The sequence below is a fragment of the Ktedonobacter sp. SOSP1-85 genome, from assembly GCF_016587415.1.
GTDB lineage: Bacteria > Chloroflexota > Ktedonobacteria > Ktedonobacterales > Ktedonobacteraceae > Ktedonobacter.
On record NZ_BNJI01000003.1, the window covers coordinates 829,889 to 855,486 of the forward strand.

A 25,598-nucleotide genomic window follows, 5' to 3' on the forward strand; every position below is an offset into this window, starting at 1 on the left:
TAGTAAAGAGATGACCGAGAGGTGCGCGGATGCTCTCTCTCACTCTCCAGGAGACGTTCTTCAAGGAGGATGCTATGTCTCGCTTGACACAGAAAATTGCTTCCCCACTCATCATCGTCCTGTTTATTTTGAGTGTGGCTTCGCTCGCGGCGAGTTATCCCTCGCGAGCATACGCCGATAGTCAGGATGTGCGTGCCTGGCTAACAACACCTGATCAGGGCAATCTGCTCAAAGAGCAACCAGCTCTTTCTTTCTCTAATCACGCCGACCCCAATACCCCTACGATTACCGTCAACACAGAGCAAAAATACCAGAGTATGACTGGTTTCGGCGCATCCCTGACTGCATCGTCGGCAGTCGTTCTCTCACAATCCAATATTGACCAGAAGCAGGTGATGCGCACACTCTTCGATCCCCACCAGGGTATTGGATTAAGTTATTTACGCCAGCCTATGGGATCATCTGACCTGGCACCACCCCTGGATGCAAGCAAGAATTGGGTGGGAGAGTACACCTACGATGATATGCCCGCGGGACAGACAGATCCCACGCTCAGCCATTTCTCGATTGCGCAGGATGATCGCTATCACATTACCTCACTCTTGAAAGAGGCCCTGCGCATTAATCCCCAGCTCAAAATTATGGCAACCCCCTGGTCGCCGCCCGCATGGATGAAACTACCCGGAAATAGTTGGGGCCATTGCACCAACTGCGATGGGGGAAATCAGGGCTTCTATGATGGGAGCAATAGCTGGGATAATACGCCCAATGACTATGTATCCATTACCTTTAACGGCACACAGATCAAGTTCTATGGCGTTGTCGGCACAGACCATGGCATCGGCGCCTTCTCCATCGATGGGGGTTCCGAGACGATGGTTGACTTCTACGCGCCCACCAATGCTGGCAATACACCGGTCTACACCAGCCCGGTCCTGAACGCGGGCCAGCATACACTGAAGGTTCGGGTCACTGGTCAACAGAACAGCAGCGCCCACTGGAACGGTATTAACCCTGATCGCGTCGATATTATCTCAGCGAGCGGCGTTACTACCATCGATGACAATGTACAGGGTTCGGGGCTCAACCAGTTCTCCTATGGCGGCTCTGGCGTCGCCAGTATCAACCAGGGCTATCTAAACCCGAAGTATTACCAGGCCTATGCGCAGTACTTCGTTGCCTTCATCAAGGCCTATGAGCGCGAGGGCATTCCAATCTACGCGATCACGCCACAGAACGAGCCACAGAATGGCAACTATATGCCAACCATGCTCCTGCCCGCGACCAGCCAGACTGCCAACGACACGACCATTGGCAATGAAGCGGACTTCATCACGAACCTGGCAAGTGCCTTCCAGCAGAGTCATGTTCAGACCAAAATTCTGGCCTTTGACCACAACTGGGACACGCCAGAGTATCCCAGCGCCATCCTGAATAGCCCCGCTGGCAAGTACGTGGATGGGATCGCATTCCACTGCTATGGTGGAGATCCGAGCGCGCAAGACCAGTTCTACGGCCAGAAGGATATCTACGAAACCGAGTGTTCGGGAGGACAGTGGGAGAATAACAGTAATCCCACCTTCGCCGCGACCCTTCAGGATGTCATGGAACTGGGAATTGGCTCAACGACCCATGGTGCGAAAACGGTTGTACGCTGGGGCCTGGCACTTGATCCCAACGGTAATCCGCACCTGGATACGGCCGGATCATGTGGTACATGCCGGGGCGTCATCTCAATTGCCGCGGATGGAAGCGTGACTAAGAACTCTGACTATTATGGCCTGGGACATTTCAGCAAATTTGTCGCTCCTGGCGCCTGGCGTATCGCCTCAACCGCCAGTAGTAGTAACCTTGAGAACGTAGCGTTTCTTAACCGGGATGGAACGCGCGTGCTGGTTGTCTACAACCATAACACGAGTAGTGCTGGAGCAACAACCTTCCAGGTACAAGTAGGTCACAAAGTCTTTTCGTATACACTGCCCGCTGGTGCGGCTGTCACCTTTACGTGGCATGAGGAAGAGGAATAAAATATGCACTCGCTCTATCCAACTCTCTTGAGAGAGTAGAGACACAAAACGGCGTGATTCCACGCTGCTAAATTCCCATACAGGGCATAGGGCATGCGCTTACATATGATGATCATCATATGTAAACGCATGCCCTCGTCCATATTCAAGATTTTGGTAACTGTCCACGCCCTTCCTCAACCCTTGGTCTGGTCGTTTAGTTCACTCCAGGCACAAACACCATTGCAACTCAAGTATATATTGAAAAAAGGATGCAGATGCAGTCATGGCGAGGAGAAAAAGCGGCAAAAAAGTCTCTTCAGGAGACGCTTTCATAGTGAGAACGCCTGGGACGACCAACTGCTCTTTATCGCTTCCAACGGCTATCGCGTAATTGCTCATGACCGTCGAGGTCATGGTCGATCCAGTCAGCCCTGGGAAGGCGAGGTACGACAGCCTCCAACTGGACAAAAGGATACTGGAGGTAACACTCTTTTTCTGCACACCATCTATGAAAGGGATACATCAATGGCAACCATCTCTTATCGAAATATACCAATTGATGGTGTCAATGTATTTTATCGTGAAGCAGGAACACAACATGTGCAAACACTTATTTTGCTGCATGGATTTCCTTCTTCCTCCCACATGTTTCGCAACCTTCTTCCAACACTCGCCGAGCATTTCCATGTCGTGGCACCAGATTATCCAGGGTATGGGTATAGCGAGTGTCCAAGTGTTGAGCAATTCACCTACACGTTCGATCACCTGGAAGAGATGATAGAAAAGGTTGTAAGTGCGCTCAAGCTTCCCTTCTTCAGTATCTATGTCCAGGATTATGGCGCTCCCGTGGGATTTCGCCTGGCAGTGAAGCATCCAGAGATGATTGAGGCCATTATCAGTCAGAACGGCAATGCCTATCAAGAGGGGTTAACCTCCTTTTGGGACGCGGCGCGACCGTTCTGGTCCAATCGCAACGCTGAAACAGAGAAACCTATACGAAACTTGTTGACACAGGAGTCAACCATCTGGCAATATACCCATGGAGTGCGTCAGAAAGACCATATCAGCCCCGATGCCTGGACGTTTGACCAGTGGGGACTCAATCGCCCAGGCAATGCAGAAATACAACTGGCGCTCTTTGAGGACTATCGCAACAATCCGCCGCTCTATCCACAATGGCATGAGTACTTCCGGCACTACCAACCACCGCTGTTGGCCGTGTGGGGTAAGAATGATCCCATCTTTGGACCTGATGGCGCAGAGGCATTCAAACAAGATCTACCACAAAGTGAGGTGTATCTATTGGATACTGGTCACTTTGCGCTCGAGGAAGATGGAGATGTGATCGCTCAACATATCATTCGCTTTCTCACGACAAGGGAACCAAAATAAGCCTCGAATGAGGGATTGTCCTGTACTTACCAATGAAAAGGCGGTGCGTTACCCGCAACGGCTAGAGCATCATGCAGATCAAGCGCCAGCGCGAAGTGTCCGAGGTGGTTTGTAGCGAACTGGAGTTTTCACCTCTTCGCACATACTCGTTCCTTCGCTGAGAGCGCTTAAAAGTACTATTTTATTTGATCGAGGATTGTTGCCAACGTTCCTTTAATTGAGGTACACTTCTAACAAGTGTATTCTATATCTGATCAACACACCTGGGCAATTTTTCCACCTCGAAAAGAGGAAAAGACCGGCTTGTCAAAGAGTTGAGATAAGCTTAAAATGGCTTGCATGCTACCGTTGGTAGTAAAGAGCAATGGGGGCTATAGGTATTTCCAGGGAGCGCATGTAGCATGACTGATTATATTGGGCAGCAGCTCGGCAATTACCGACTTACACGCCTTGTAGGAGATGGAGCCTTTGCCCAGGTTTATCTAGGAGAGCACATCTATCTCGGCACACAGGCCGCAATCAAAGTGCTCGATACGCAACTGACAAGCGACCCGGTCGAGTGGTTCCGCACCGAGGCTCGCATCATCGCGCGCCTGGTGCATCCAAATATCGTGCGCGTCCTGGACTTTGGTATAGAAGGCAATACGCCCTTTCTCGTCATGGAATACGCGCCCAATGGCACACTTCGTCAACGTCACGCCAGCGGCAGCCCCCTCCCACTACCAAACGTGGTTTCCTATGTGAAACAGATAGCCGAAGCCTTACAATATGCGCATGATGAAAAGTTGATTCACCGCGATGTAAAACCAGAGAATATGCTGTTGGGGAGACGCAATGAAGTCCTTCTGAGCGACTTTGGTATCGCGATGATGATAAAGACATTTAAAGACGGAAATGTAGAGGATGTGGCAGGAACCCTGGTATACATGGCGCCGGAACAGCTACAAGGGAAGCCACAAACAGCCAGTGATCAATATGCTTTGGGCATCATCACGTACGAGTGGATCACCGGCGAACGCCCATTCAATGGTTCGCCAACAGAAGTGCTCTCACAGCACCTTATTGCCCTGCCACCCCCATTGCGCAAAAAGGTACCTACCATTGCCCCTGCCGTCGAGCAGGTCGTCATGAAGGTGCTGGAGAAGACCCCGGAGAAGCGCTTCCGCAGTGTGCGAGAGTTTGCACTCGCCCTGGAACAAGCCAGTCGCTACCAGGCACTCACTCCTAGCAGCCAGTATGGGGCATTCGCTCCTGAGCAGGGAAGTCTGGAGGGCGGCACGAGCCAGGCAGTTGCGGCACCCTCTTTTTTCGAGGAACCCGTTCCCGCCGTGGTAAAAAATACGACGCCCCCGCCTCCTTCCATCCTGCCTCCTCTGAGACCTGCCAGACCAGGCGAGCCTATAGGAACGGTTCTCTGCAATTATCGCGGGCATCTCCAGGGCATACGCTCTCTCTCGTGGTCACCCGATGGTACACGCATTGTTTCCGCCAGCCATGAGAAGACAGTCCACATCTGGAATGCCATGACAGGTTCCGCGATTAATATTTACAATGATCAATCCAATATTATCGATCTCGTGGCCTGGTCGCCTGATGGTACGCGTATTGCCATGGTTGGGGCTAATGCACACATCCAGGTCTGGGATTTCGCCACTAATCGCCTGGTCGCCTCCTACCGTGGACATCTGGGGAACACCGTCAATGCCATTGCCTGGTCGCCTGGGCAATTCTTTCTCGCGTCCGCCGCAAGTGACGGCAGAGTACATGTGTGGGATGCGATGACGGGTCGACTCATTACCATCTATCAAGGGCATGCTGGCAGTGTCAACATGCTGGCCTGGCTCCCCGATGAGGCTTCTCCGGCCCCTGGACGCGATTACCGCATCGTCTCCGGTGGCGATGATCGTTCGGTACAGATCTGGGACGCCTTCACGGGAACAAACATTACACGCCATCAAGGATATCCAGCAAGGGTTACAAGCGTTGACTGGTCGCCAAGGGTCTATTCATCTTTGTCTCTTGGATCAAGCTTTTCAGCAAGCATCCTCAATAGCTCACGTGTTGGCTGCGGCAGAGACGATGGGATGGTACAGATGTGGGACACGGCGACCAACCGGGAGGTGCTCAGCTATCGCTATGCCGCTCCCATCTCCGTCGTCGCCTGGTCGCCCAATGGGACACGTTTCGCCTATGGCGGTAAGGATGCAAAGGTTGAGGTGTGGGATACCAGGACAAACCTCAGGCTCTTTACCTTTTCCCACGCGGCCCCCACCCAGGTCCTGGCCTGGTCTCCCAGTGGCAAGCATATCGCCTCTGGTGGAGGTGATGGCATCATCCAGGTATGGGTTGCACCCTGATGGCGCGGCTCTAGATACATAACGCAGGAATCACCGTAACATTCTCCCTACCACTCCAATTCTCTGGGGAAGATAGCAAATTGTAGAGTCCAAGCAAGCTTGGACTTCCTCCGCTCGCCAATATTGGTTATGCACGGCGCGCACGCGCTTTGGCGGCCTCTTCCTCGCGATTCTTTGGTGAAGCCGGCGTCTCCAATGAATTAAGGAGCGTACTGGTGATGGCTGCTATCTCAGCCACGGCGGCATTGAAGGCGACTTCATTGACCTGCGATGGCTTATTATAACCGCTAACCTTGCGCACAAATTGTAAAGCCGCCTGGCGAATTTCTTCTTCAGTCGCCGGCGGCTCAAAGTTAAAGAGCGCCTTGATATTTCTACACATATGTCTCCCCTCATTTCCTAGATCAATTCTCTACTACATAGGTATTCTCACCAACAGCAGCCAAATCGGAAAAGGGGTCCAGGGGGTTTCCCCAGCCCCTTTTTCTTTCTTTTCACTCATCCTATAGAATAGGCTGTTAAGAGAGTCACATACGCAATGATACGCACCGATGCCGCGATAATTGTCATGAAGGCGAGCTTTGATTGAAGTATGCCCGGTATGTTGAATGCATAGCCAATCACCAACACCAGAAAACCAAGGCTCATGATCAAGCTAAAACGGGTAGATTTTGATATATAAAGCGTGGCATACCGGACGAAGGCGCAAGTATAGATAATCATGCGGCAGGCATTGAGCGCCAGGGATACCTGGGGTCCGGGAACCGGCGGGTAGAATGGCGTTAAAAGTATCACAATAAGGAAGAGCGCCATCTCAACTACCTGCCAACGTTTGAGCTGCTGCATCTGGTCATGGGACTTCACCAGAGAACTTAGAAAGATAAAGAGGCCCCCTCCACACGCGCCAAACGACCTTGTCCAATCCGTCGCAAACGTGTTGCCCCCAATATGTGCATCGCCAATGGTACCGACAAACGTACCTAAAGAAATAGAGGCCATCGCAAGCCCAAGCACAAAGAGCATATCACTACGAGAGAGCCGGTAGACGTAAAAAGCTCTCAGAGAAATAATGAGGCAGACAGTGCCAATTGGAATAGACATCAAATTTGCAATTTGACTGATCATATACTATTTCCCCTGACTAACATGTTTCTCGCGTTTCTAGAACAGTGAATCGATAATAGAAAAATTCTCGAGAGGTTTTTCGTCCAGCGTTGAGAGCTGAATTTTCTGCTGATTGAGTAAATAGCGAAATGCCTCAGCGCCCTCTTGTGGTCCAAAAGCGAGGCCTTTCATGAGGTCGGCCATGGTCTTGCGCCCATCAATTGCCGCATAGAGACGCCTGGCGTTCTTGTCCTCAAGGATCGCTGCATTCGCGAATGGGTTATCCGCCTGAAACGCCTCCAGGTCTTGCGCGCGTCGTGGCACAATATCTGCGAGCGTCAGGCCTGAAAAAAACTTCCTTGACTGCTTATCGAGAGTTGGCGACAAGAGAGCATCAGGAGCGGCAAGAAAGCGGCGATTGATCAAAATACGCAAGGCCTGCTCTAAAATAAAGGCGATGGCGCGCTCCTGCTCTTTTGAGAGGGGAGCTTGTGAGAAGAATGAGACAATTATGGTCAGAGGCGTGGGACTTTGCTTTCCCTCCGGCTCTCTCCTCGCGGGAGGGAGCAGCATCTCATGCTGCAAAAAATATCCAGCCCAATATTGTAAGCCATAGCGGGTCAAGAAGGAGGCCAGTACAGGAGAGAAAACATCTGCAACAGGGAGAGATGCTATACCATGTTGCTCCAGCAAGAGACGATCCACCACAGATACTATATACTGATTTATTGTCGCCTGTTGCGGTAAAGATGGGAGCTGGCTCGCGCTCGCACGCGCCTCAGCATGCAACTCTCCACTACGATCCAATTGCATTGTCCAGAACTGGACAACAGGTATGCCCAAATATTGTCCAATCTTGTCCGACAACCAGAGCAACACTTCATCTACGTGATGCATGGTAATCGTTGCTTGCAAAAGCTGAGCCACGAGAGAAATCGGCTGCTTTCTCTCTCCCATTGATTGAGATGGGTCAGGTACATGATGCTTATCTTGCATAGATGCCTTTCTATACAGGCGTGAATGATACCAGCCACGGAAAAATCCAGCGTCTGTGATTTTCTACAGGGATTGTTGTATGAAAAGTAAACGCCACGGTTGTTCTTTTTTATCGGAAAGCTAATTACTTCTGCTGGGAAAACCCCGGGCGCGTTCGCGCCCGGGGTTTTCCCAGCAGAAGTAGACGTAAACATGGGTTTACATATGCTATATACTATCGGAAGTAGATAACGTCGTAGCTTGTAAGTATGAAGATATTTAGACAGGAAATACTCACAAGTATTGCATGAGGACGAGAGAAGTACATGCCGAAACAAACCACCCACCTCCCTACAAAGAGCCAGCGTCAGCAAGAGCGCCGTGAGAGACAGCGCCTCGAGAGAGAGAAGCAGCTACGCGCCAGGCGCAACCGTAACATTATCATTGCCGCTGTTATTGTTGTGGCCCTCCTGGCAATTGGTGGCGTCACCTGGACATTATGGAAGCCTGCTCAGGCCGCCAACTCTTCCAGCACCTCCGCAACAGCAACCGCTGCCAGCAATACGAATACCAGCGACAACCCCTTGTATCCCTCCGTTAATGGGATCGCTTGCCAGGGCAACGAACAGCTCGACTACCATATTCATGCGCATCTATCCATCTATATTAATGGGCAGCAGGTTCAAGTTCCTCAATCTATTGGCATTGCCAGCGATAACTCCTGTATTTACTGGCTCCATACCCACGATACTTCGGGCATCCTTCATATTGAGTCGCCAAAGACCAAGACGTATGCGTTGGGCGACTTCTTCCAGATCTGGCATGGGCGCTTCCCCGAATTGCAGTATCCCGCCCAGCTCAGCCAGACCAGCGGCTGGACCGTCTACGTAAACGGCAAGCAATATAACGGCGATATCAACTCAGTCCCTCTGAACGCTCACGCTTTGATTACCCTGGCCTACAACTCACCAGGCATCACTCCCGATACCACGTACAACTGGCAGGGTCTGTAATCTGCAACTCGCGCCTGCGGCGCTCGCCTGAGTAGTAGATGTGGTGCGTGCTGGCAGCCACTGGCTGCCAGCACGCACCACATCTACTACCCGAAGTAACTTGCATACGGGGCTATTTAATTAGTTGAGGCGCTGGCCAGCCAGTGTAAGACGTTGGCACGATGCTCTTTATAGTGCTCATAGGTATCGCCAGCGATGGACTCCCAGACTACATTCCCTTGCTCGCGCCAGGGGAAAGGCTCGTTCAAGGACTGCTCACTCAAGCCCTCAAGCACGTCGAGTACGCCCTGGTATCCCTCCTGTAGATTGGCGAGCACCTCCTTTAGAGAGCGATCTTTGTTCTGCTGATAGAAATGTTCATTGATCTCATCCTCCGTCTCCAAACCAGGGGCGAACGCGTCCGGTTTCTGACCAGTAGGTATCGCTCGCAGGGAAGCTAGCAGATAGTTTTGCCAGACCGCAAGATGAGCCAGGTTATCCTTGACGGACCAGGCCCCGTTGACTCCCGGCGTGGTCGCTTGCTCCTCACTCAAAGAGCTTACAAGCTCCATCAACTGCCCATAGCCCTGCTGAATATGCTCTTGCAGATCCTTCTTTTGCATATGCTCTGACATAGAAAAGCATCCTTTCACTTTATAGTAATGGTCATTACCCTCTAATGATACTGTCAAAAGCGGATAAGGTCATTCCTGATTGCAGTTTCAGGAGACTCTTGACAGAAGAAAAATACGCAAGGTATACTTGATTTGAGACCAATCGGTCTCAAAAATTCGGCGCAAAAACAAACCGATCGGTCTGATTATTGCTAGTCATCTCCTGGCTACGGAGTCACGACAAAGGAGAAAATCGTGCGCAACACTGTTCTATCTCCCTCGCCCCATCAAAAAACAATCATGACGGCTGCCGGGCCAGTTTACCTGCTCTCCCACTGCTCGCCCCTCTTTATCCAAGAGCTTGAGCCAGATAGTGGCATGCGTGCCTTTACGCGCCTGCCGGAGCATGAACATGCGCTCCTCTTGCAGATCGCGGAGCGGGAGGATACAATGCTCACCATCGCCTATACACCGGCTGGCACCATTGTTGGACACATTGCCCTCTGCCCGGTTGATGCCTGGTGGCAAAATCTGGAGGCAGCCTATGAGATCGGCCTGGAGGTCAGCTCCAACTGGAGGCAGCTTGGCATCGCACATCAGCTAATGCAACTGGTCTTTGCGGAGACAGCCTATGAGGAGATCATTGTGCTGGGTATGGGACTCTACTGGCACTGGGATATGGCTGGCTTGGGGCTGAACGCTTTCAGGTACCGCGAGATGCTGGAACGCTTCTGCGCGGCCTATGGCTTCACGGAATACCTGACCTCTGAACCAAATATTCGCATGCACCCGGCCAATATCTTCCTCGCCCGCCTGGGCAAGAATGCCGAGCAAGCATTAGTCAAGCAATTCTTTGCTTGCCTGCTACGCTCAAATACACTGCCAGGGCTATAAGGAATATGCCCAGAAGGAGCAAACAATGAGTAAAGGGAGCGAGACGCGCAAAATGATCCTCGCCCGCGCGGCCCCCGTTTTTAATCAACAGGGCTACGTCGGCTCCTCGCTTACAGACCTGATGCGCGCAACCGGCCTCGAAAAGGGCGGCATCTACAACCACTTCTCCAACAAAGAACAACTGGCACTCGAAGCCTTCGAGTACTCCCTATCCCTGCTGGAACAAAGCATGCGGCAGGCACTTCAGGGAAAAAAGCACGCCCTTGATCGCCTGCTTGCCCTGTTGAAGTATTTCCAGGGTATCATCGAAGATCCACCAGTGGAGGGAGGCTGCCCCATTCTAAACCTGGCTGTAGAGGTGGATGATACCAACCCCATCTTACGTACGCAGGCGCGCCAGGCCATGGACAAGCTCCAGGAGACGCTACGGCGCATCATTATACGAGGGATCGAGCGCCAGGAGTTACGCGCAGACATCGATATAGAGACCTGGATCACAACCTGTATCGCCACCATGGAAGGTGCGATCATGCTCAGCAAGCTCTACCAGGATCCTGTCTATATCCGCCGCGCCGCCTCCTCCATGGAAGCAAGTATCAAGTATACTCTCGCCCTGCCTTCGCCTTCCTAGCGTTCAGAAGCTAGCCTTCAGGAGGAATTTCGCCGGAGCCGCGCATGATAAGCCGGGTGGGAATGATCACGCGCTGGGGCGGGCGCTCATCGCCCTGGATACGCGCGAAGAGCAGTTCGGCCGCCTGGCGTCCCATCTCGGCGGCATCATGTGCGATCACCGTGACTGGCGTTGGCAACATATCCGCTAGCTCGAAATCGTCGAAGCCAACAAACGCCAGGCGACGCGTGACACCACGCAAGGCACGCAACACCGCGACGCTGATACGGTTACTTGTAGTAAAGACCGCGGTCGGAGGATGCGGAAGATTCAGCAGACGGTGTGTCGCCGCCGCTGCCTTCTCAGCATCATCGCAACCAAAGCAGAGCAGATCGTCTTCAAGGATAATTCCCCAGTCGGCCAGCGCAGTACGATAGGCCGCAACGCGCCCTGAGCCTGTATAGACGGATGGATCACCACAGATCAGGCCAATACGCCGGTGCCCCTGGCACAAGAGGTGCTTCACAGCCGTATAGGAGCCTCCATAGCTGTCCAGCAAGATCATATCCACGTCCAGATTCGCCGGCGGACGGTCCACAAAAATCACCGGTGTCCCTCGCTCCATTTCGCTCTTCAGGTAGGAGTGGTCGGAGCCAGCAGGAACGATCAGCAAGCCTGCAACCCGGCGATGAGAGAGCGCACTCACCTGCTCACGCTCACGCTGCGGGTTCTCCTCCGAGTTGCTGAGGATAAGCATATGATTATAACGTCTCGCGACATACTCGACACCTTGCGCAAGCTGCGAATAGAAGGGGTTGGCGATGTCTTCGATGACCAGGCCAATGGTAGAGGAGGTCTGGCCCTGACGCAGATTGCGTGCCAGGTCGTTGCGCCTGAAACCAAGCGACTTGATAACGGCCTCGACCCGCTCCCTGGTGGCCTGGGTCACACTCGCCTCCTTATTCACCACACGCGAAACAGTCTTGAGGCTGACACCCGCCATCTCCGCCACATCCTGCATAGTTGGTCGCAACTTATTTCCCTCAGTATGCAGAGGCTCTAAAGAGGTGAGAGGGAGGTTAGTACCTTCCTGCCTCGCCAGTTGTTTCTCTGACAGAGAGAACTCCATCTGCTCGTTACTCACTGCAAATCCTCCGGATCCGCTTTTTATCTATAAGTATAACCTAAAATTTCTTCTTCAACCTCTTGACAACGATGTCATTTGCATGGTACAGTAATGACATCGTTGTCAAACATGTAGCAGAGCGCATAAGCGCTTGATGACATCGTTGTCATTACTATTAAACCAGAATGGCATACACTTGTAAAGTGCCAGGTGATCAATGAATGATGCACCTGTAGAATTGTTATTTTTAGAATTGTTACTGCGCTGATTCAAAGAGGTGATCAACTTGGATATGAGCGTTCACCAGGAAACAGCAGGCGTGCGAGACGATGCTATTGCAACGCAGCAACAGGCAAAGAAAGCTCCACAGAAGCAAGGAGGCAGACAAAGCGCTCTACGTCGTAGGCGCTGGAGTGGGAGAGAGACCCTGGCGGGTTATCTCTTTATTCTCCCCTCTATCATTGGCTTCATGGTCTTTGTCCTGTACCCACTCGTGACCTCAGTGTACTATTCATTGACAAAGTGGGATGGCGTCACAACCCCGGTTTTCGTCGGCCTGAAAAACTATATTTACATCTTTACCAAAGACCCATCGTTCATTCCCACGCTCAAAGCCACGGGCCTCTTTGCCCTGCTGAGCGTTCCCTCGTCGCTGATTCTAGGCTTGTTACTGGCGGTTCTTCTCAATCGCAACCTACCAGGCATCAAGTTATTTCGCACGGCCTTGTACCTACCAGCGATTCTTCCCGCCATCGCGACCCTGACGCTGTGGAAGTTTATCTACAATCCGCAGATCGGCCTGGCAAACCAGGTTTTGAGCTTCTTACACCTGCCCACAAGTACCTGGCTCTCCAGCTACACCATGGCACTTCCTGCCATCGTCATCACTGGCCTCTGGGGCATTGGTAGCACAATGATTATCTTCCTTTCGGGCCTACAGGCGGTTCCCAAGGAGATTTATGAGGCAGCAAAGATCGATGGCGCGGGTTCTCTCAGGCTCTTCTGGCATACAACCCTTCCTATGATCAGTCCAATCATCTTCTTACAGCTTATCCTGCAAATCTTTGGCGCGTTACAAGCGTTTAACCAGTTCAACATCCTTCCCGGTCCCGGCTTCTCCACTGAAGTGCTGATGGTCCATATCTATCACACTGGCTTCGGTAGTATCAGCCAGTTCCCGCAGATTGGCTATGCCACGGCAGAGGTCTGGATACTGTTCTTTCTGATCATGCTTGTGACGATCTTCACTTTCCGCTTTTCATCGATGTGGGTGTATGAAGAAAATAGCGTAGATTAAAGGCGCTCTCTGCAAGCGCAGAGCCAGGGATTAAGCACACATTTACTTCTTCTGCGAAAACCCTGAGCACGCTTGCCCCGAATGGGGGAAGCGCTAGTCACGTCAGTGACGTTGGGTTTCGGAATAAGATCTTAGTAACACATATACATGCATCACACATCGTATAAGAGGATTTTTGCGCTCAAAAAGGGGTTGAATGTATGAGCTTGAGCATCAATAGGAACAGTAAGGTGACCCCCAAGGCCAAACGGGCGGTCAGGTATGACAAGATCACCGGCAACATCATCTGGTACATCTTTGTCATTGGCCTCTCAGCGGCAATGCTTCTTCCATTGCTATGGATGATTACTGTCGCTTTGAAGAGCAATAGCGATATCTATCACATACCACCCGAATTCTGGCCCAAAGAGTTCCACTTTGAGAACTTTATCCTGGGGCCTGCGAGCATTAACTTCGCTCGCCTCTTCTCGAACACTGTTATCGTGAGTGTCTTGAGCACCTCCGGCTCGGTCATCAGTTCCATGCTCGTGGGCTATGGGCTCTCACGTATTCGCTTCCCCGGACGCAAACTCTGGTTCTACCTATTTGTGGGAAGTATGATGTTGCCTGGCATTGTGGGCCTGATCCCGCTCTTCCACATGTATTCCGACCTGGGTTGGTACGATACCTGGCTACCGCTCATCGTGCCATCTTTCCTGGGTAATCCGCTCTTTATCTTCCTGGCACGCCAGTATTATATGAGCATTCCTACCTCGCTCGACGAGGCCGCACGCCTGGATGGCGCGAACCACTGGACCATCTTTACCCAAATCATGATCCCACTCACGCGCCCGGTCTGGATCACTATGATCATTATGGCCTTCACGCTTTCGTGGAACGACTATCTCAATCCCCTGGTCTATCTCTACTCCGATGACAAATGGACATTGTCGCTGGGTATGGCAACCCTATCCGGGGCCTTCGCGGGCGTAGCAACGACAAAGTGGAATCTGTATATGGCGTCTAACTTGCTCTACATGTTGCCGCCATTGATCATCTTCTTCTTCGCCCAGCGCTACTTCATGCAAGGTCTGGGGGCTCTGGGAGGCTCTGCCCGCGATAAGTAAGCTGCTTCACTGAAAGCATTCAGCGTACCCGGCTCTTTCGCGTCGAGACGAAGACAACGTTGTCATTACGAGTGATAGACCTTCTGGATATTTTTCTATTTTTCTTAATTCAAAGGAGTTTGCATTACAATGACGAAGAAAAGGATCTTCAAGACATCGATCGTCTTGCTCCTATTGCTGCTCACATCACTGAGCATTGCGGCATGTGGCGGTAGCGATACCGGCAGTGGTCCCAAAACGGTAACCGTCATGACCTGGGAGACGGTTGACACCAACAAGCTGATCGACCAGGCGCTAGCAGAGTTCATGAAGCAGAACCCGGATATCAAGGTTGAGCGTGTCCCCTCGCCTAACAGCGATTATGGTCAGAAGCTTAGCTCACTGGTGTTAGCCAAGAAGCTCCCCGACATCTTCTGGGCTGGCAACGACACCGAGCAGCAGTATGGCGCACAGGGTCTCCTCTATGATTGGAGCAGCCAGGCCCAGCAGAGTTCCAGCGACTTCGATATCAACAAGTTCGCGCCTAACTCGCTGACTAACTGGAAGACCAGCGATAAGCTCTACGGTCTGCCCACCCTGATGAACACCTACGGCATCTGGTATAACGAGGACCTGTTCAAGCAGGCTGGTCTCCCCCTGCCAAAATCTGGCTGGACCTATGACGAGATGTTGCACGACGCCCAGGTCTTGACGCAGAAGGACGGCGGCAAGGTCTCGCGCTATGGTCTGTGGAACACACCCGATGATCCCTTCCAAACCAATAACTGCGCTGTCTCCGCTGGTGGTACCTCCTTCGAGGATAAGCTTCTCAGCCCCAGCAGCGTAAACGCCAGCCCCGAGTTTCTTAATTGCGCCAAAATGTTCGCTACCGCCGTTCAGAATGGTTCTGTCACACCTCCTGGATACAATGTCGATAGCGCACAGGATAGCTTTGTGGCTGGCAAGATTCCGATGCTCTACAATGGTCAGTGGCTGGCGGCTGGTTTCTTGCAGTCCAAGCCCGGCTTCAAGTATGGCTTCGCACCCCTGCCCCAGGTGAAGAAGAATGTGCAACTCTACGACGCGGTTGGCATCGCCTCGCCCACATATGTGAAGAATCCCGACGCGACCTGGAAAGTCATGCAGTTCCTGGCCTCCAAAGCCTGGGAGACGGTCCTGCCTGGCTCGCCTGTCGCGCCCGCGGCCTATGTCCCTTCTTCGACACCTTACTTCGATACGCTGAAGAAAGATGACCTGAGCTCGGTCTCCGACTCGGTAAACTATATCCTGAACACACCTGATAAAGTGGGCATCCGCTTTGTCGCGCCTTGGTCCTCCAAAGCCACCGATGTCATTACCGCCAACTGGAACGACATCCTGCTTGGCAAAAAGCCTCTTGAGAGCGGCACCCAGCAGATGGTGCAACAGCTCAACGATGTAATTAAATCAAACCAGTAAGTTTGAGTGGTAAATTCACGTAGTTCGTCGATGTAGGGTCCATGCTGGCATGGACTGCCGAGGCCCGCAGGCCGATACCCGAGCGCAAGCAGATCGCTTCGCTCGGAGTCCACGCCAGCATGGACCCTACAGATGTTATGAATTCACCATTTAGTAGCCGCGTACGCAAGTAGCGGGTGTACGCGGCTACTGGTTGTAATATGAGCGCCCAGGACGATTGGTGTTCTTTGGATAACAACAAGGAGGTTGGTATGTTCACGCAACGCTTTCGCGGCCAGGTCATAGGTATAATAGTGCTCTTCTGTCTTCTTAGCGCGAGTCTGGGAGTAGCTCTCGACACACACCAGGCCAGGGCGGCTGGTGACTACCGCTCATATGCCAATAGCAGTGCGGCTACGCTTCAGAGCTGGTATAACAGTTCAAATGGCCTCTTCAATAGCACTGGCTGGTGGAACTCGGCCAACGCGCTGGGAGCTATCATCGACTACTCATCAAACACAGGTTCAACGGCCTATACGGGCGATATCGCGACGACTTATAGTAAAAACTCGAGCGGTAACTTCCTCAACAACTACTATGATGATGAGGGCTGGTGGGGCTTAACCTGGGTCAAGGCCTATGACCTTACCAGCAATAGCAGCTATCTAAGCATGGCCAAAACCATCTTTTCCGACATGGCTGGCGGCTGGGATAGCACCTGCGGAGGCGGTGTGTGGTGGAGCAAGGATCGCACCTACAAGAACGCTATTCCCAATGAACTTTTTCTCGCGCTCGCCACAAAACTACACCAGCGCACCTCTGGCGATAGTGGCAGCGGCAGCTACATCGACTGGGCCAATCGCGAGTGGAGCTGGTTCAACAGCAGTGGCATGATTAACGGTTCCAATCTGGTCAATGACGGCCTGGATAGCTCATGCTACAATAATGGTCAGACGACCTGGACCTATAATCAAGGCGTGATCCTGGGTGGCTTAACCGATATGTATAAAATCACCAATGACTCGTCCTATCTTAGCAAGGCTGAAGCCATCGCCGATGCGGCAACAGGGACGTTGGTGAATAATGGTATACTTAAGGAGTCTTGTGAGCCTTCAAGTTGTGGTGGCGATGGTCCACAGTTCAAGGGCGTCTTTATGCGCAACTTGGGCTATCTCTACAGCAATGACAACAAGCAGGCGTACAAGAACTTTATTACGCAAAACGTGGACTCGATCTGGAATAATGATCACAATGGTTCCAACCAGTTGGGCCTGATGTGGTACGGACCTTTTGATAGCGCCGATGCCGCGCGCCAGAGCTCGGCACAGGATGCACTCAACGCCGCTATCCCATTCAGTACCAGTAGCGGTACCAGCAATGTCGCGCTCAATAAAACCGCCACCGCTGACAGCTCTTGTAGCTCATCGGAGACGCCTAACAAGGCCGTTGATGGCAGTGTGACTAATGACAGCAAGTGGTGCTCGGGTGGAACTGGTGGTCAGTACTGGCTGCGCCTTGACCTGGGAGCCAGCTACGCCATCAGCAGTTTTACTGTGAAGCACGCGGGAGCGGGCGGCGAGAATACCGCCTGGAACACACGCGACTTCAACATTCAACTGAGCAACGATGGCTCCAACTGGAGCACAGTTGTCAATGTAACCGGGAATACGGCCAGCATCACGACGCATTCCATCAGCACAACAACCGCGCGCTATGTGAAGCTGAACATTACCAATCCACAGAGCGATCCTAACTATATCGCGGCTCGCATCTACGAGCTAGAGGTATATGCTACAAGCGTCACCAGCAATGTCGCGCTCAATAAAACGGCTACCGCTAATAACTCCTGCACCTCATCAGAGACGCCCAATAAAGCGGTCGATGGTAGTGTAACCAATGATAGCAAGTGGTGCGCCGGAGCAACTAGCGGTCAGTACTGGCTACGCGTTGATCTAGGAGCCAACTATGCCATTAGCAGTTTCACCGTGAAGCACGCCGGGGCAGGTGGAGAGAATACCGCCTGGAACACGCGCGACTTTAACATTCAGCTTAGTACGGATGGCTCCAACTGGAGCACGGTCGTCAACGTGAGTGGTAACACTTCCAGCATTACCACTCACCCTATCAGCACCACGACTGCGCGCTACGTAAAGTTGAACATTACCAATCCACAGACAGATCCCAATACCGTCGCGGCTCGTATCTATGAACTGGAGGTATATGGGAGCTAATAAGAGACCTGAAGATCATCAATTGCTGCACCACGCGCGGCTAGACAATTCTTAGCGTGGAAAGGTTTGGGAAATTTTTAATAATTAACTCTCGGGAGTACAGGGACGTGCTTGCGGCTCCTGTACTCCCTTTCGCGTCCACATGCATTCTATCAGGAAGGAAATCCACGAAACGTGTACCATTATCCAGCAATCGCAGCCCTGATCGAAGATGTAAAACAGCAGCTTGTCAGTTATCCCCAATTGCGCGATATGTTCACACAGTGCTATCCAAACACTCTGGAGACCACTGTTGAGTTACTCGACGATGACACGACCTTTGTGATGACGGGCGATATTCCCGCGATGTGGTTGCGCGACTCCTCAGCCCAGGTCAACCCTTATATCCCCCTGGCAAGAGAGGACGCGGCTCTACAACGCATGTTGCGTGGACTTATACAGCGCCAGGCACAATATATTTTACGCGACCCCTATGCCAATGCCTTTAACCGCGAAGCAAACGGCCAGGGCCATAAAGGCGATACTCCGCCCGCAGGCCCCTGGGTCTGGGAGCGCAAGTACGAGCTTGACTCGCTCTGCTACCCCATTAAACTCTGCTATAGTTACTGGCGCCATACAGGCGATACCAGCACTTTTAATGAGACCATCAATGCCATGTTGCGCAAGATTATTGAAATTATGCGCATTGAGCAACAACATGATACACACTCAACCTATTCCTTTGAGCGCCCAGATCCGTTACTGCCATCCGATACCCTACCCTTCCAGGGACACGGTACACGCACCAATTTTACCGGCATGGTCTGGTCGGGCTTCAGACCTAGCGATGATGCCTGTAGGTTTGGGTATTTGATTCCCGCCAATATGTTTGCCGTAGTCGTCCTGGGGTATACCTGCGAGATCGCACGCGAGGTCTACCAGGACGAGGAACTGGCCCAGGCAGCCGAGGCGTTGTGCCAGGAGATTGACTTCGGCATTCAGACGTATGGCATCGTTGAGCATCCACGCCACGGGCGCATCTATGCCTATGAGACTGATGGTTACGGCAATTACAACCTGATGGATGACGCCAATGTTCCCAGCCTGCTCGCTATTCCCTACCTCGGCTATCGGCCTGTCGATGATATGCTCTACCAGAACACACGCCGCTTCGTGCTCAGCCCCGATAATCCATACTACTTTACAGGCAAACATGCCAGTGGCGTTGGCAGCCCCCACACACCTGGGGGCTATATCTGGCACATCGCCCTCAGTATCCAGGGCCTCACCAGTAACGATCCAGCCGAGCAAGAAGAGATCATCCGCATGTTAGTTAACACCACCGCCGAGACCAACTATATGCACGAGAGCTTCCACCCGGACAAGCCCCAGCGCTATACCCGCTCCTGGTTTGCCTGGGCCAACAGCCTCTTCGGCGAGTTCGTCCTCGCCTATGTGAAAAACGCCCTGAGAGTATAGGCGTTGAACATGCCCAACCTATATCCAAATTGTAGAGATACAGCCGGGGTGAGCCCAGGGCTCACCCCGGCTGTATCTCTACAATTTTTAATTCCAGCCGAAGACAAAGGATGGTCGCGTAGGAAAGAGCGCCTTAAGCAAGAGCCTGGCCTCATTACTTACCCAGATATCGGGAAACACGTGGCGAAGTTTCTCAATGCTGCGGTGACCAAAGAGGACCTGTAAGAAGACCAGCGGCGGGAAACTGGCGCTCGGGTCGGCGCCATAGATTGGTGTGCGCCAGGGCTCCACGGCAACGAGGCGCCCCTGCTCAAAGCGCATGCACAGGCCATCACGGTAGAAATCAAGCTTGAGATCGCCTGTATAACCTGCGACGGGTGAAGCCGCCAGGCGCTTCTCAAGCGCGGGCGCGATATGCATGAGAAAGGCTGGCAGATCCTTCACCCGAACATACCAGGCATAGGGAGGCTCAGTGGGATGGTCCAATACCTCGCCCAGCACGTCATGAACCGGGTGGGTCGTGCCAAGAGAGAAGCTGATCTCCTGGAGAGCGGGAGTATCAGGCCGGCTCGTTTCCATGGCGAGGCCATAGCTACGTAGTGCTCGCAGCAGAGGGGGCATAGCACTCTGCATATTTATCCCAGGGGCAAACTCCAGCAGCCAGACCCCCAGCACCTTGCCCCGGCGAGAGGCATCACAGGCCACAAAACCCACTGCCTCTCCAGAGGTATCCACTATGACCTGGAAGTTAAAGGTATGCCTCAGTTGGGGATGCTTTTTCCAGGTTTCAATCTCATAGTGCCACAATGTGCGTGTGCTATCCGAGACCATGCTACTGGCCTGACGCTGGTTATAGAGCGCCTCGATCAGGGGAATATCCTCGACTGCGGCGGCGCGCAAGGTGAATGGTTCAGGCTCACCCTCCCTGGCCTCTGGTATTAACACGATTGGAGTGGCGCGCCTATCCTCTAATTCAAGCGCATATTCATAGCCAAACTGGCGATAGAAATAAGCGATACCAGTAATGGCCTGGAGCAGGTCTCCTTCAGCCTCGCTGCGCGCATGAAACATCTCAAAGAGCGCACGCACAAGCCCGCGATGGCGATAGGTGGGATCGGTTGCCACGCACTCAGGACGTCCAACGCTAAAGGGAATCCCTTCATACGTCCAGGTATGCTTCCACAGACAGGTCATGGCAACAACGGGATTTCCATCCTTACTCGTATCCTCGACAATACCAAAATCAGTGGGTCCCATCAGGGGATAATGACCACTCATGTACGTGCGAATACTCCTCATAGCACCTGTATTGAGTGGAGCATCAGCTTTATCGCGATGAACCATCCCATACAGCATCGCGATACGCTCAGTATCCTCAACCGTGGACCAGCGAAGTACTAGCCCGGCGCCTAAATCGCGATGATATGAGTGATGAATAGCTTCTTGCATGAAATTCTCCTCTGTAATATGCAACATGGGGACAGCATGATACAACCAGGCAAAAAAAGCCCGGCAGGAAGCCCGTGAGGATCAATGTCAGGAATCTACAGTGTGCAGAGATGAAAAAAGCTAACGGCTATTGCTCAGCAGCGGAGACACCTGGCCTGCAAAAGAGCGCAATGATCCCTTGGGCCGGGAGTGAGTGGGTTTATGACGAAGTGAGGGGATGAAGGACACGACCAGGTAGAGGTACCGCGCAAGGTAATGTGGAAAGCGCATACATCCTCTCCTTTTCTTGATCGTGCATACGTGTGCCATTGAGGATCAATCTTTTTCTGGCACACATCAACTATACAGGCTAATAACGGCGATTGTCAAGGAGACGATTCGGAAACAGCGGGATGGCGTTTCATCCCGCTGCTTGTACTACTACTTCTAGCGCATATCGGAGAGCAGGCGCTTGTCAACCTGCTTGGATATGCTAGCTAGCGAGCGCTTCCTGATTTCGTTAGTACCACGATCAACCCATATAAAAGAATGACTGAACGTTAACGACAAAATACGCCTCGCAAGCTGCCACCCATCCGCCTGGTTTCACGAGCTTCCCCTGGCATATAATGCAAAGTACACTATGCCAGATGGAGGAGAACACAATGGGTGTGCTTTCAGGAATTCGGGTCGTTGATTTTACGCGGGTCGTTGCTGGACCCTACTGCACAATGCTGTTAGGAGATCTGGGGGCCGAGATCATTAAAATTGAGCAGCCGGGGAAGGGCGATGATACACGAAGCTGGGGACCTCCTTTTGTCGGGGGTGAGAGCGCCTACTTTTTGAGTGTCAACCGCAATAAGAAGAGCGTCTGCCTCGACCTGAACAATGAAGATGACCTGAAAGTGGTACACCGGCTGGTGGCAGAGAGCGATGTGGTGATTGAGAACTTTCGCTCAGGCGTTATGGAGCGCTTTGGTCTGGGCTATGAGGACTGGCACGAGCGCCATCCACGCCTGATCTACTGCTCCATCTCTGGTTATGGGCGCAACGGTCCCTATAAAGACCGCGCGGGCTATGATGTAATTGTCTCGGCAATGGGTGGATTGATGGGGATTACTGGAACGCCGGAGGGTGAACCCGTCAAGACGGGTGTGGCACTCACGGATGTGATCACTGGGCTTAACGCCTTCTCCGCGATTCAGACAGCACTCTACCACCGGGAGCGCAGTGGGCAGGGGCAGCGCCTCGATGTTTCGCTGCTAAGTGCGGAGCTGGCGGCACTGATCAACGCGGCAAGCAGTTATCTTATCGCGGGCGAAGTGCCACAGCCCCAGGGCAGCGCGCATGGCTCCATTGTGCCCTACCAGGCTTTTCGCGCCGCCGATGGCTATATCGTGATTGGCGCGGCCAATGATAAGCTCTTCCAGAAGCTCTGCCTGGCCCTGGCACACCCTGAATGGGCCGCTGACGAGCGCTTTCGCACCAATGCTGAGCGCGTAAAAAATCGCGAGGTCCTGATATCCTTAGTCGAGGATGCGCTCCAGGCGGAGAGCGTCGCTACCTGGGAACCACTTTTAGCTCAGGCGGGCATCGCTGTTGGGCCAGTCAACCGCATGGACCAGGTCTTTCAAGATCCCCAGGTTATGCACTCGCAGCAGGTCGTGAGCCTGGCTCACCCCACCGCTGGCGATGTACGCCTGGTAGGGCCTGCAGTCAACTATAGCCTCACACCTGCTGAAATCACCAGCCCACCACCGCTGCTGGGTGAGCACACCCAGGAGATTATTCAATCCTACTGTGATCCTTCACAGCCTGGCGACAATTAAACAATGCCATGTGCATATATCCCTTTTTTCCCTGGTAAGTTACTCTGATACGTAAAAAGCGTCTAGCACATATGAGACTCTACACAGAGGAGAGAAACCATATGCCACGCAAGAGGGATGAGCAACAGCCTGCGCTTTTTTCTACCTATCACTATGAGTGGAAGAGCATTCATCAACTCAAGCTCAAGGACATCCTCGTTATCGCTGACGAGGAAAACAAGGTCAACACTATCAAACACGATGAAGCCAATATGAGCTGGCTTGTCACCTACACCAATCTTCGTACAAACGACAAAGGGGAGCAACTCTATTTCGCGCATGACTTCGTCTACGTACGCAAAGCTGACTCATAGATGATACAATATAGTTGCATTACGTGTTATTGATCTATACAGAGAAGGATACTCTCACCGTGGTTGATCGCGTTTTTTATAGCTCTTACTCTATTTTGCCCCCACCCGTGGTCCCTTCCCACCAGGGCAGGTAACGCGGCGTCGCTCTATAAAACCTTCTTGATAAGCGCATCCTTCTCATAAGGCCTTGCGCCTCTCTCTACACGCCTTCATCCTGCCCTCACACGCCATTTTTCAACTCCCAATTTGTTTTTGAGGAAGGGATGCTCTATGCTTTCGCGCAATTCTTTTCGCCGCGACTTCTGGTTTATTCTCAGCGCTTCTATTGCCTGGGGGACGGTCGGAGTCGCCAATCAGGCGATCTATGCTCATACAGTCACTAATGCACTTTCACTCGCTTTTTTTCGCCTGGCTATCGCTACGCCACTCTTTCTCGTTGCCTGTAGCAAGCTACTAGGGCGGCGCCTCTGGCAGATTAAACCGCGTGACCTGCTGATCATGATCCTGATGGGAGGTACGCAGGCGCTGTACCAGGTGAGCTATAGCGCGGCTATCGCCTATACAGGCGTGACCATTTCTACATTGATCGCGCTCTGTGTGGCCCCAGTCATCGTTGCCCTCTGCTCGACCTTCTTGATGCGCGAACACCTGACGCGCTCCACGCTGCTGGCGTTGGGCCTGGCCCTTGGCGGAACAGTGCTTCTAGTGGCGGCACGCTCCCATCCACAGCAGGCAAGCGTGTCTTTATTGGGGATCGGGTTGGCCTTGCTGGCTGCCGCTGGTTACGCTTTCTTTATCCTGCTGGGACGCCTCTTTAGCACTGGTTATCACTCGGTCCAGATTAACTTTGTGGCCTTCGGGACCGGCGCGCTTCTGCTGCTACTCTTTACCACCTCGACGCCGCTGGTGACTACCTATCCGCTCAATGACTGGCTCCTGCTGCTCTACCTGGGATGCGTCCCTACCGCCCTGGCTTATGCTCTCTTCCAGGCTGGCATGCGCTCGATCTCCGCGACGATGGCGAGCATCATTACGCTCTGCGAGGCACTGACCGCCGCGCTTCTGGCCTGGCTCATCTTTCGCGAAGAGTTAGGCGTCTTTGGTATCCTGGGCGCGTTGCTGCTCGTTGGCTCGATGCTTATTCTTATCTATCGAAAATAGTCTTGACAGGTAGGAAATATCCTACATATAATATGACTGGGTCATATGCGTAGGAAATATCCTACGCATCATCCAGGGCACAAAGAAGGATACAATGCATGCTTGATTCTATCGACATGGTCTTCGCTGCTCTAGCCAACCAGACGCGGCGGGAGCTGCTGCGCCTGCTGCGTGATGAGGGACCCCAACCCGTTCAGCAACTGGCGGACCACTTTGCTATGCAGCGGCCAAGCATCTCGGAGCATTTAAAAGTATTACGAGATGTAGGACTGGTTAGCGAGCATAAACAGGGGCGGCAGCGCTACTACTCTCTACAGGGGGCGCCACTTCAAGAAATTCAGGAGTGGCTGTTGCCCTATGAGCGGTTCTGGAAAGAGCGCATCGCCAGTTTAGAGCAACTACTTGCGGAGGAAAACCATGACTGAGACTCTTACTATTTATTGCGACCAATTTCTCTCCTACACACCAGCCCAGGTCTGGAAGGCGCTCACCACGCCAGAACTAATTGCACGCTGGCTGATGCCTAACGACTTCCAGTTGCAGATAGGCCACCATTTTACTTTTCAAAACGTACCCATTCCTAACGTGAAGTTCGGTGGCACGGTATACTGTGAGGTTCTAGGGTTCGAGCCTGAGCATTGGCTAAGCTTCAGCTGGATTGATCGAGGTGAGGAGAATGGGCTAAACTCAATCGTAACCTGGCGCCTCGAACCAGAAGGCGAGGGGACACATCTTTATCTGGAACACGCTGGATTTGATCCCAACCATCCACTCCAGCATTTGGGCTACCAGATGATGAGCAAAGGCTGGAGCCGCCTCCCCCAGCGCATTGCCGATATACTGGCTGAAGAAGAAAAGTAAACGAAATTACTTGGTTAAAAAATTGCGGCTATTCATCGCGATGAATAGCCGTCGTTCTGCGTCGTTTAGTCAGCGAGGTATGGCGTTTGGACTGGAGCCGTCGTTCACGGCTTGCCATGCCAGGCCTTGTTGGTACACGTGGAGCATCGACATGCTGGAGTCGTTCCAGACGTGCCGCCATCCGTTCAAAAGCCATTTCGCGGTTGGCGTATTGCGAGCGCCGCTCGGTCGCGGTCACCACCTGGCCACTGGGACGATGGATCAGACGTACACCGCTCTCAACCTTGTTGCGATGCTGCCCCCCAGGTCCACCAGCAATAAAAAACTCGATCGTACAATCGCGCTCCAGCGAGTCACGATCAATTGGATACCATTGCGTAGTCAT

At 52.6% G+C, this 25,598-nt stretch carries 24 protein-coding genes; 16 read left to right on the top strand and 8 right to left on the bottom strand.

Annotated elements, in window-relative coordinates:
• Positions 1–74: 74 nt before the first annotated feature.
• The 3 genes from KTE_RS41785 (at position 75) to KTE_RS41795 (ending at position 5,758) form a co-directional block, all read left to right on the top strand.
• Complete coding sequence (locus tag KTE_RS41785) at positions 75–2,027, top strand: glycoside hydrolase family 30 beta sandwich domain-containing protein (protein ID WP_201392623.1); 1,953 nt, start codon at positions 75–77, stop codon at positions 2,025–2,027.
• A gap of 507 nt (positions 2,028–2,534) precedes the next feature.
• Positions 2,535–3,401 (top strand): alpha/beta fold hydrolase, encoded by an 867-nt coding sequence (locus tag KTE_RS41790; protein ID WP_201392624.1) that lies wholly within the window; start codon positions 2,535–2,537, stop codon positions 3,399–3,401.
• Positions 3,402–3,802: 401 nt separating this feature from the next.
• Positions 3,803–5,758, top strand: coding sequence for a serine/threonine-protein kinase (locus KTE_RS41795; RefSeq protein WP_201392626.1), 1,956 nt, complete (start codon positions 3,803–3,805; stop codon positions 5,756–5,758).
• A gap of 127 nt (positions 5,759–5,885) precedes the next feature.
• Here the strand turns inward: KTE_RS41795 and KTE_RS41800 are convergent, their stop codons facing one another.
• The 3 genes from KTE_RS41800 to KTE_RS41810 all read right to left on the bottom strand — a co-directional run bounded on the left by KTE_RS41800 (position 5,886) and on the right by KTE_RS41810 (position 7,858).
• Entirely contained in the window at positions 5,886–6,140 is a 255-nt protein-coding gene (locus KTE_RS41800; protein WP_201392628.1) for a DUF2277 domain-containing protein, read from the bottom strand.
• Between the two features lie 116 nt (positions 6,141–6,256).
• Positions 6,257–6,883, bottom strand: coding sequence for a hypothetical protein (locus KTE_RS41805; RefSeq protein WP_201392630.1), 627 nt, complete (start codon positions 6,881–6,883; stop codon positions 6,257–6,259).
• 36 nt (positions 6,884–6,919) lie between these two features.
• On the bottom strand, positions 6,920–7,858 hold the full coding sequence (locus tag KTE_RS41810; protein WP_201392632.1) for a hypothetical protein: 939 nt from the start codon (positions 7,856–7,858) through the stop codon (positions 6,920–6,922).
• Between the two features lie 305 nt (positions 7,859–8,163).
• Between KTE_RS41810 and KTE_RS41815 the strand changes: the two genes are divergently transcribed.
• Positions 8,164–8,850 carry a hypothetical protein gene (locus KTE_RS41815; RefSeq protein ID WP_201392634.1) on the top strand — a complete coding sequence of 229 codons (687 nt, stop codon included), beginning with the start codon at positions 8,164–8,166 and terminating at the stop codon, positions 8,848–8,850.
• 116 nt (positions 8,851–8,966) lie between these two features.
• Here the strand turns inward: KTE_RS41815 and KTE_RS41820 are convergent, their stop codons facing one another.
• On the bottom strand, positions 8,967–9,464 hold the full coding sequence (locus KTE_RS41820; protein WP_201392635.1) for a ClbS/DfsB family four-helix bundle protein: 498 nt from the start codon (positions 9,462–9,464) through the stop codon (positions 8,967–8,969).
• A 234-nt stretch (positions 9,465–9,698) separates the two neighbouring features.
• Between KTE_RS41820 and KTE_RS41825 the strand changes: the two genes are divergently transcribed.
• On the top strand, positions 9,699–10,337 hold the full coding sequence (locus KTE_RS41825) for a GNAT family N-acetyltransferase (RefSeq protein WP_201392637.1): 639 nt from the start codon (positions 9,699–9,701) through the stop codon (positions 10,335–10,337).
• Between the two features lie 25 nt (positions 10,338–10,362).
• The gene (locus tag KTE_RS41830; protein WP_201392639.1) at positions 10,363–10,968 is read left to right on the top strand and encodes a TetR/AcrR family transcriptional regulator; all 606 of its coding nucleotides are present in this window, start codon (positions 10,363–10,365) and stop codon (positions 10,966–10,968) included.
• A 10-nt stretch (positions 10,969–10,978) separates the two neighbouring features.
• On the opposite strand, the gene KTE_RS41835 is transcribed toward KTE_RS41830, so the two are convergent.
• Entirely contained in the window at positions 10,979–12,091 is a 1,113-nt protein-coding gene (locus KTE_RS41835) for a LacI family DNA-binding transcriptional regulator (protein WP_201392641.1), read from the bottom strand.
• 274 nt (positions 12,092–12,365) lie between these two features.
• On the opposite strand from KTE_RS41835, the gene KTE_RS41840 reads away from it, so the two are divergent.
• The 5 genes from KTE_RS41840 to KTE_RS41860 all read left to right on the top strand — a co-directional run bounded on the left by KTE_RS41840 (position 12,366) and on the right by KTE_RS41860 (position 19,581).
• Entirely contained in the window at positions 12,366–13,370 is a 1,005-nt protein-coding gene (locus KTE_RS41840; RefSeq protein ID WP_201392643.1) for a carbohydrate ABC transporter permease, read from the top strand.
• 200 nt (positions 13,371–13,570) lie between these two features.
• Positions 13,571–14,476, top strand: a complete 906-nt coding sequence (locus KTE_RS41845; protein WP_201392645.1) for a carbohydrate ABC transporter permease — start codon at positions 13,571–13,573, stop codon at positions 14,474–14,476.
• A 129-nt stretch (positions 14,477–14,605) separates the two neighbouring features.
• On the top strand, positions 14,606–15,913 hold the full coding sequence (locus tag KTE_RS41850) for an ABC transporter substrate-binding protein (RefSeq protein WP_201392647.1): 1,308 nt from the start codon (positions 14,606–14,608) through the stop codon (positions 15,911–15,913).
• Positions 15,914–16,164: 251 nt separating this feature from the next.
• A complete protein-coding gene (locus tag KTE_RS41855; RefSeq protein WP_201392649.1) occupies positions 16,165–18,123 on the top strand; it encodes a glycoside hydrolase family 76 protein in 1,959 nt (652 codons plus the stop codon).
• Between the two features lie 174 nt (positions 18,124–18,297).
• Positions 18,298–19,581 (top strand): glycoside hydrolase family 125 protein, encoded by a 1,284-nt coding sequence (locus tag KTE_RS41860; protein ID WP_201392651.1) that lies wholly within the window; start codon positions 18,298–18,300, stop codon positions 19,579–19,581.
• An 87-nt stretch (positions 19,582–19,668) separates the two neighbouring features.
• Here KTE_RS41860 and KTE_RS41865 read toward each other — a convergent pair whose 3' ends face one another.
• Entirely contained in the window at positions 19,669–21,030 is a 1,362-nt protein-coding gene (locus KTE_RS41865) for a GNAT family N-acetyltransferase (protein ID WP_201392653.1), read from the bottom strand.
• Positions 21,031–21,150: 120 nt separating this feature from the next.
• Positions 21,151–21,300: a hypothetical protein gene (locus KTE_RS41870; protein ID WP_201392654.1), complete on the bottom strand. Its 150-nt coding sequence runs from the start codon at positions 21,298–21,300 to the stop codon at positions 21,151–21,153.
• Between the two features lie 374 nt (positions 21,301–21,674).
• Here KTE_RS41870 and KTE_RS41875 point away from each other — a divergent pair, with 374 nt between their 5' ends.
• From KTE_RS41875 to KTE_RS41895, 5 genes are all read left to right on the top strand, one after another.
• Complete coding sequence (locus KTE_RS41875) at positions 21,675–22,838, top strand: CaiB/BaiF CoA-transferase family protein (protein ID WP_201392656.1); 1,164 nt, start codon at positions 21,675–21,677, stop codon at positions 22,836–22,838.
• 101 nt (positions 22,839–22,939) lie between these two features.
• A complete protein-coding gene (locus KTE_RS41880) occupies positions 22,940–23,191 on the top strand; it encodes a hypothetical protein (protein ID WP_201392658.1) in 252 nt (83 codons plus the stop codon).
• Between the two features lie 270 nt (positions 23,192–23,461).
• Entirely contained in the window at positions 23,462–24,352 is an 891-nt protein-coding gene (locus KTE_RS41885; RefSeq protein ID WP_201392660.1) for a DMT family transporter, read from the top strand.
• 98 nt (positions 24,353–24,450) lie between these two features.
• Positions 24,451–24,777 carry a helix-turn-helix transcriptional regulator gene (locus KTE_RS41890; RefSeq protein WP_201375174.1) on the top strand — a complete coding sequence of 109 codons (327 nt, stop codon included), beginning with the start codon at positions 24,451–24,453 and terminating at the stop codon, positions 24,775–24,777.
• Positions 24,770–25,213 (top strand): SRPBCC domain-containing protein, encoded by a 444-nt coding sequence (locus tag KTE_RS41895; RefSeq protein ID WP_201392662.1) that lies wholly within the window; start codon positions 24,770–24,772, stop codon positions 25,211–25,213. The genes KTE_RS41890 and KTE_RS41895 overlap by 8 nt, the downstream gene beginning before the upstream one ends.
• 28 nt (positions 25,214–25,241) lie before the next feature.
• Here KTE_RS41895 and KTE_RS41900 read toward each other — a convergent pair whose 3' ends face one another.
• Positions 25,242–25,598: a peptide chain release factor-like protein gene (locus tag KTE_RS41900; RefSeq protein WP_007918901.1), complete on the bottom strand. Its 357-nt coding sequence runs from the start codon at positions 25,596–25,598 to the stop codon at positions 25,242–25,244.

Coding starts and splice junctions, on each gene's coding strand:
- KTE_RS41870 (WP_201392654.1), bottom strand. CDS start 21,300: ATGCGCTTTCCACATTACCTTGCGCGGTACCTCTACCTGGTCGTGTCC.
- KTE_RS41815 (WP_201392634.1), top strand. CDS start 8,164: ATGCCGAAACAAACCACCCACCTCCCTACAAAGAGCCAGCGTCAGCAA.
- KTE_RS41805 (WP_201392630.1), bottom strand. CDS start 6,883: ATGATCAGTCAAATTGCAAATTTGATGTCTATTCCAATTGGCACTGTC.
- KTE_RS41875 (WP_201392656.1), top strand. CDS start 21,675: ATGGGTGTGCTTTCAGGAATTCGGGTCGTTGATTTTACGCGGGTCGTT.
- KTE_RS41850 (WP_201392647.1), top strand. CDS start 14,606: ATGACGAAGAAAAGGATCTTCAAGACATCGATCGTCTTGCTCCTATTG.
- KTE_RS41800 (WP_201392628.1), bottom strand. CDS start 6,140: ATGTGTAGAAATATCAAGGCGCTCTTTAACTTTGAGCCGCCGGCGACT.
- KTE_RS41895 (WP_201392662.1), top strand. CDS start 24,770: ATGACTGAGACTCTTACTATTTATTGCGACCAATTTCTCTCCTACACA.
- KTE_RS41830 (WP_201392639.1), top strand. CDS start 10,363: ATGAGTAAAGGGAGCGAGACGCGCAAAATGATCCTCGCCCGCGCGGCC.
- KTE_RS41890 (WP_201375174.1), top strand. CDS start 24,451: ATGCTTGATTCTATCGACATGGTCTTCGCTGCTCTAGCCAACCAGACG.
- KTE_RS41865 (WP_201392653.1), bottom strand. CDS start 21,030: ATGCAAGAAGCTATTCATCACTCATATCATCGCGATTTAGGCGCCGGG.
- KTE_RS41880 (WP_201392658.1), top strand. CDS start 22,940: ATGCCACGCAAGAGGGATGAGCAACAGCCTGCGCTTTTTTCTACCTAT.
- KTE_RS41855 (WP_201392649.1), top strand. CDS start 16,165: ATGTTCACGCAACGCTTTCGCGGCCAGGTCATAGGTATAATAGTGCTC.
- KTE_RS41840 (WP_201392643.1), top strand. CDS start 12,366: ATGAGCGTTCACCAGGAAACAGCAGGCGTGCGAGACGATGCTATTGCA.
- KTE_RS41885 (WP_201392660.1), top strand. CDS start 23,462: ATGCTTTCGCGCAATTCTTTTCGCCGCGACTTCTGGTTTATTCTCAGC.
- KTE_RS41790 (WP_201392624.1), top strand. CDS start 2,535: ATGGCAACCATCTCTTATCGAAATATACCAATTGATGGTGTCAATGTA.
- KTE_RS41785 (WP_201392623.1), top strand. CDS start 75: ATGTCTCGCTTGACACAGAAAATTGCTTCCCCACTCATCATCGTCCTG.
- KTE_RS41900 (WP_007918901.1), bottom strand. CDS start 25,598: ATGACTACGCAATGGTATCCAATTGATCGTGACTCGCTGGAGCGCGAT.
- KTE_RS41810 (WP_201392632.1), bottom strand. CDS start 7,858: ATGCAAGATAAGCATCATGTACCTGACCCATCTCAATCAATGGGAGAG.
- KTE_RS41820 (WP_201392635.1), bottom strand. CDS start 9,464: ATGTCAGAGCATATGCAAAAGAAGGATCTGCAAGAGCATATTCAGCAG.
- KTE_RS41795 (WP_201392626.1), top strand. CDS start 3,803: ATGACTGATTATATTGGGCAGCAGCTCGGCAATTACCGACTTACACGC.
- KTE_RS41845 (WP_201392645.1), top strand. CDS start 13,571: ATGAGCTTGAGCATCAATAGGAACAGTAAGGTGACCCCCAAGGCCAAA.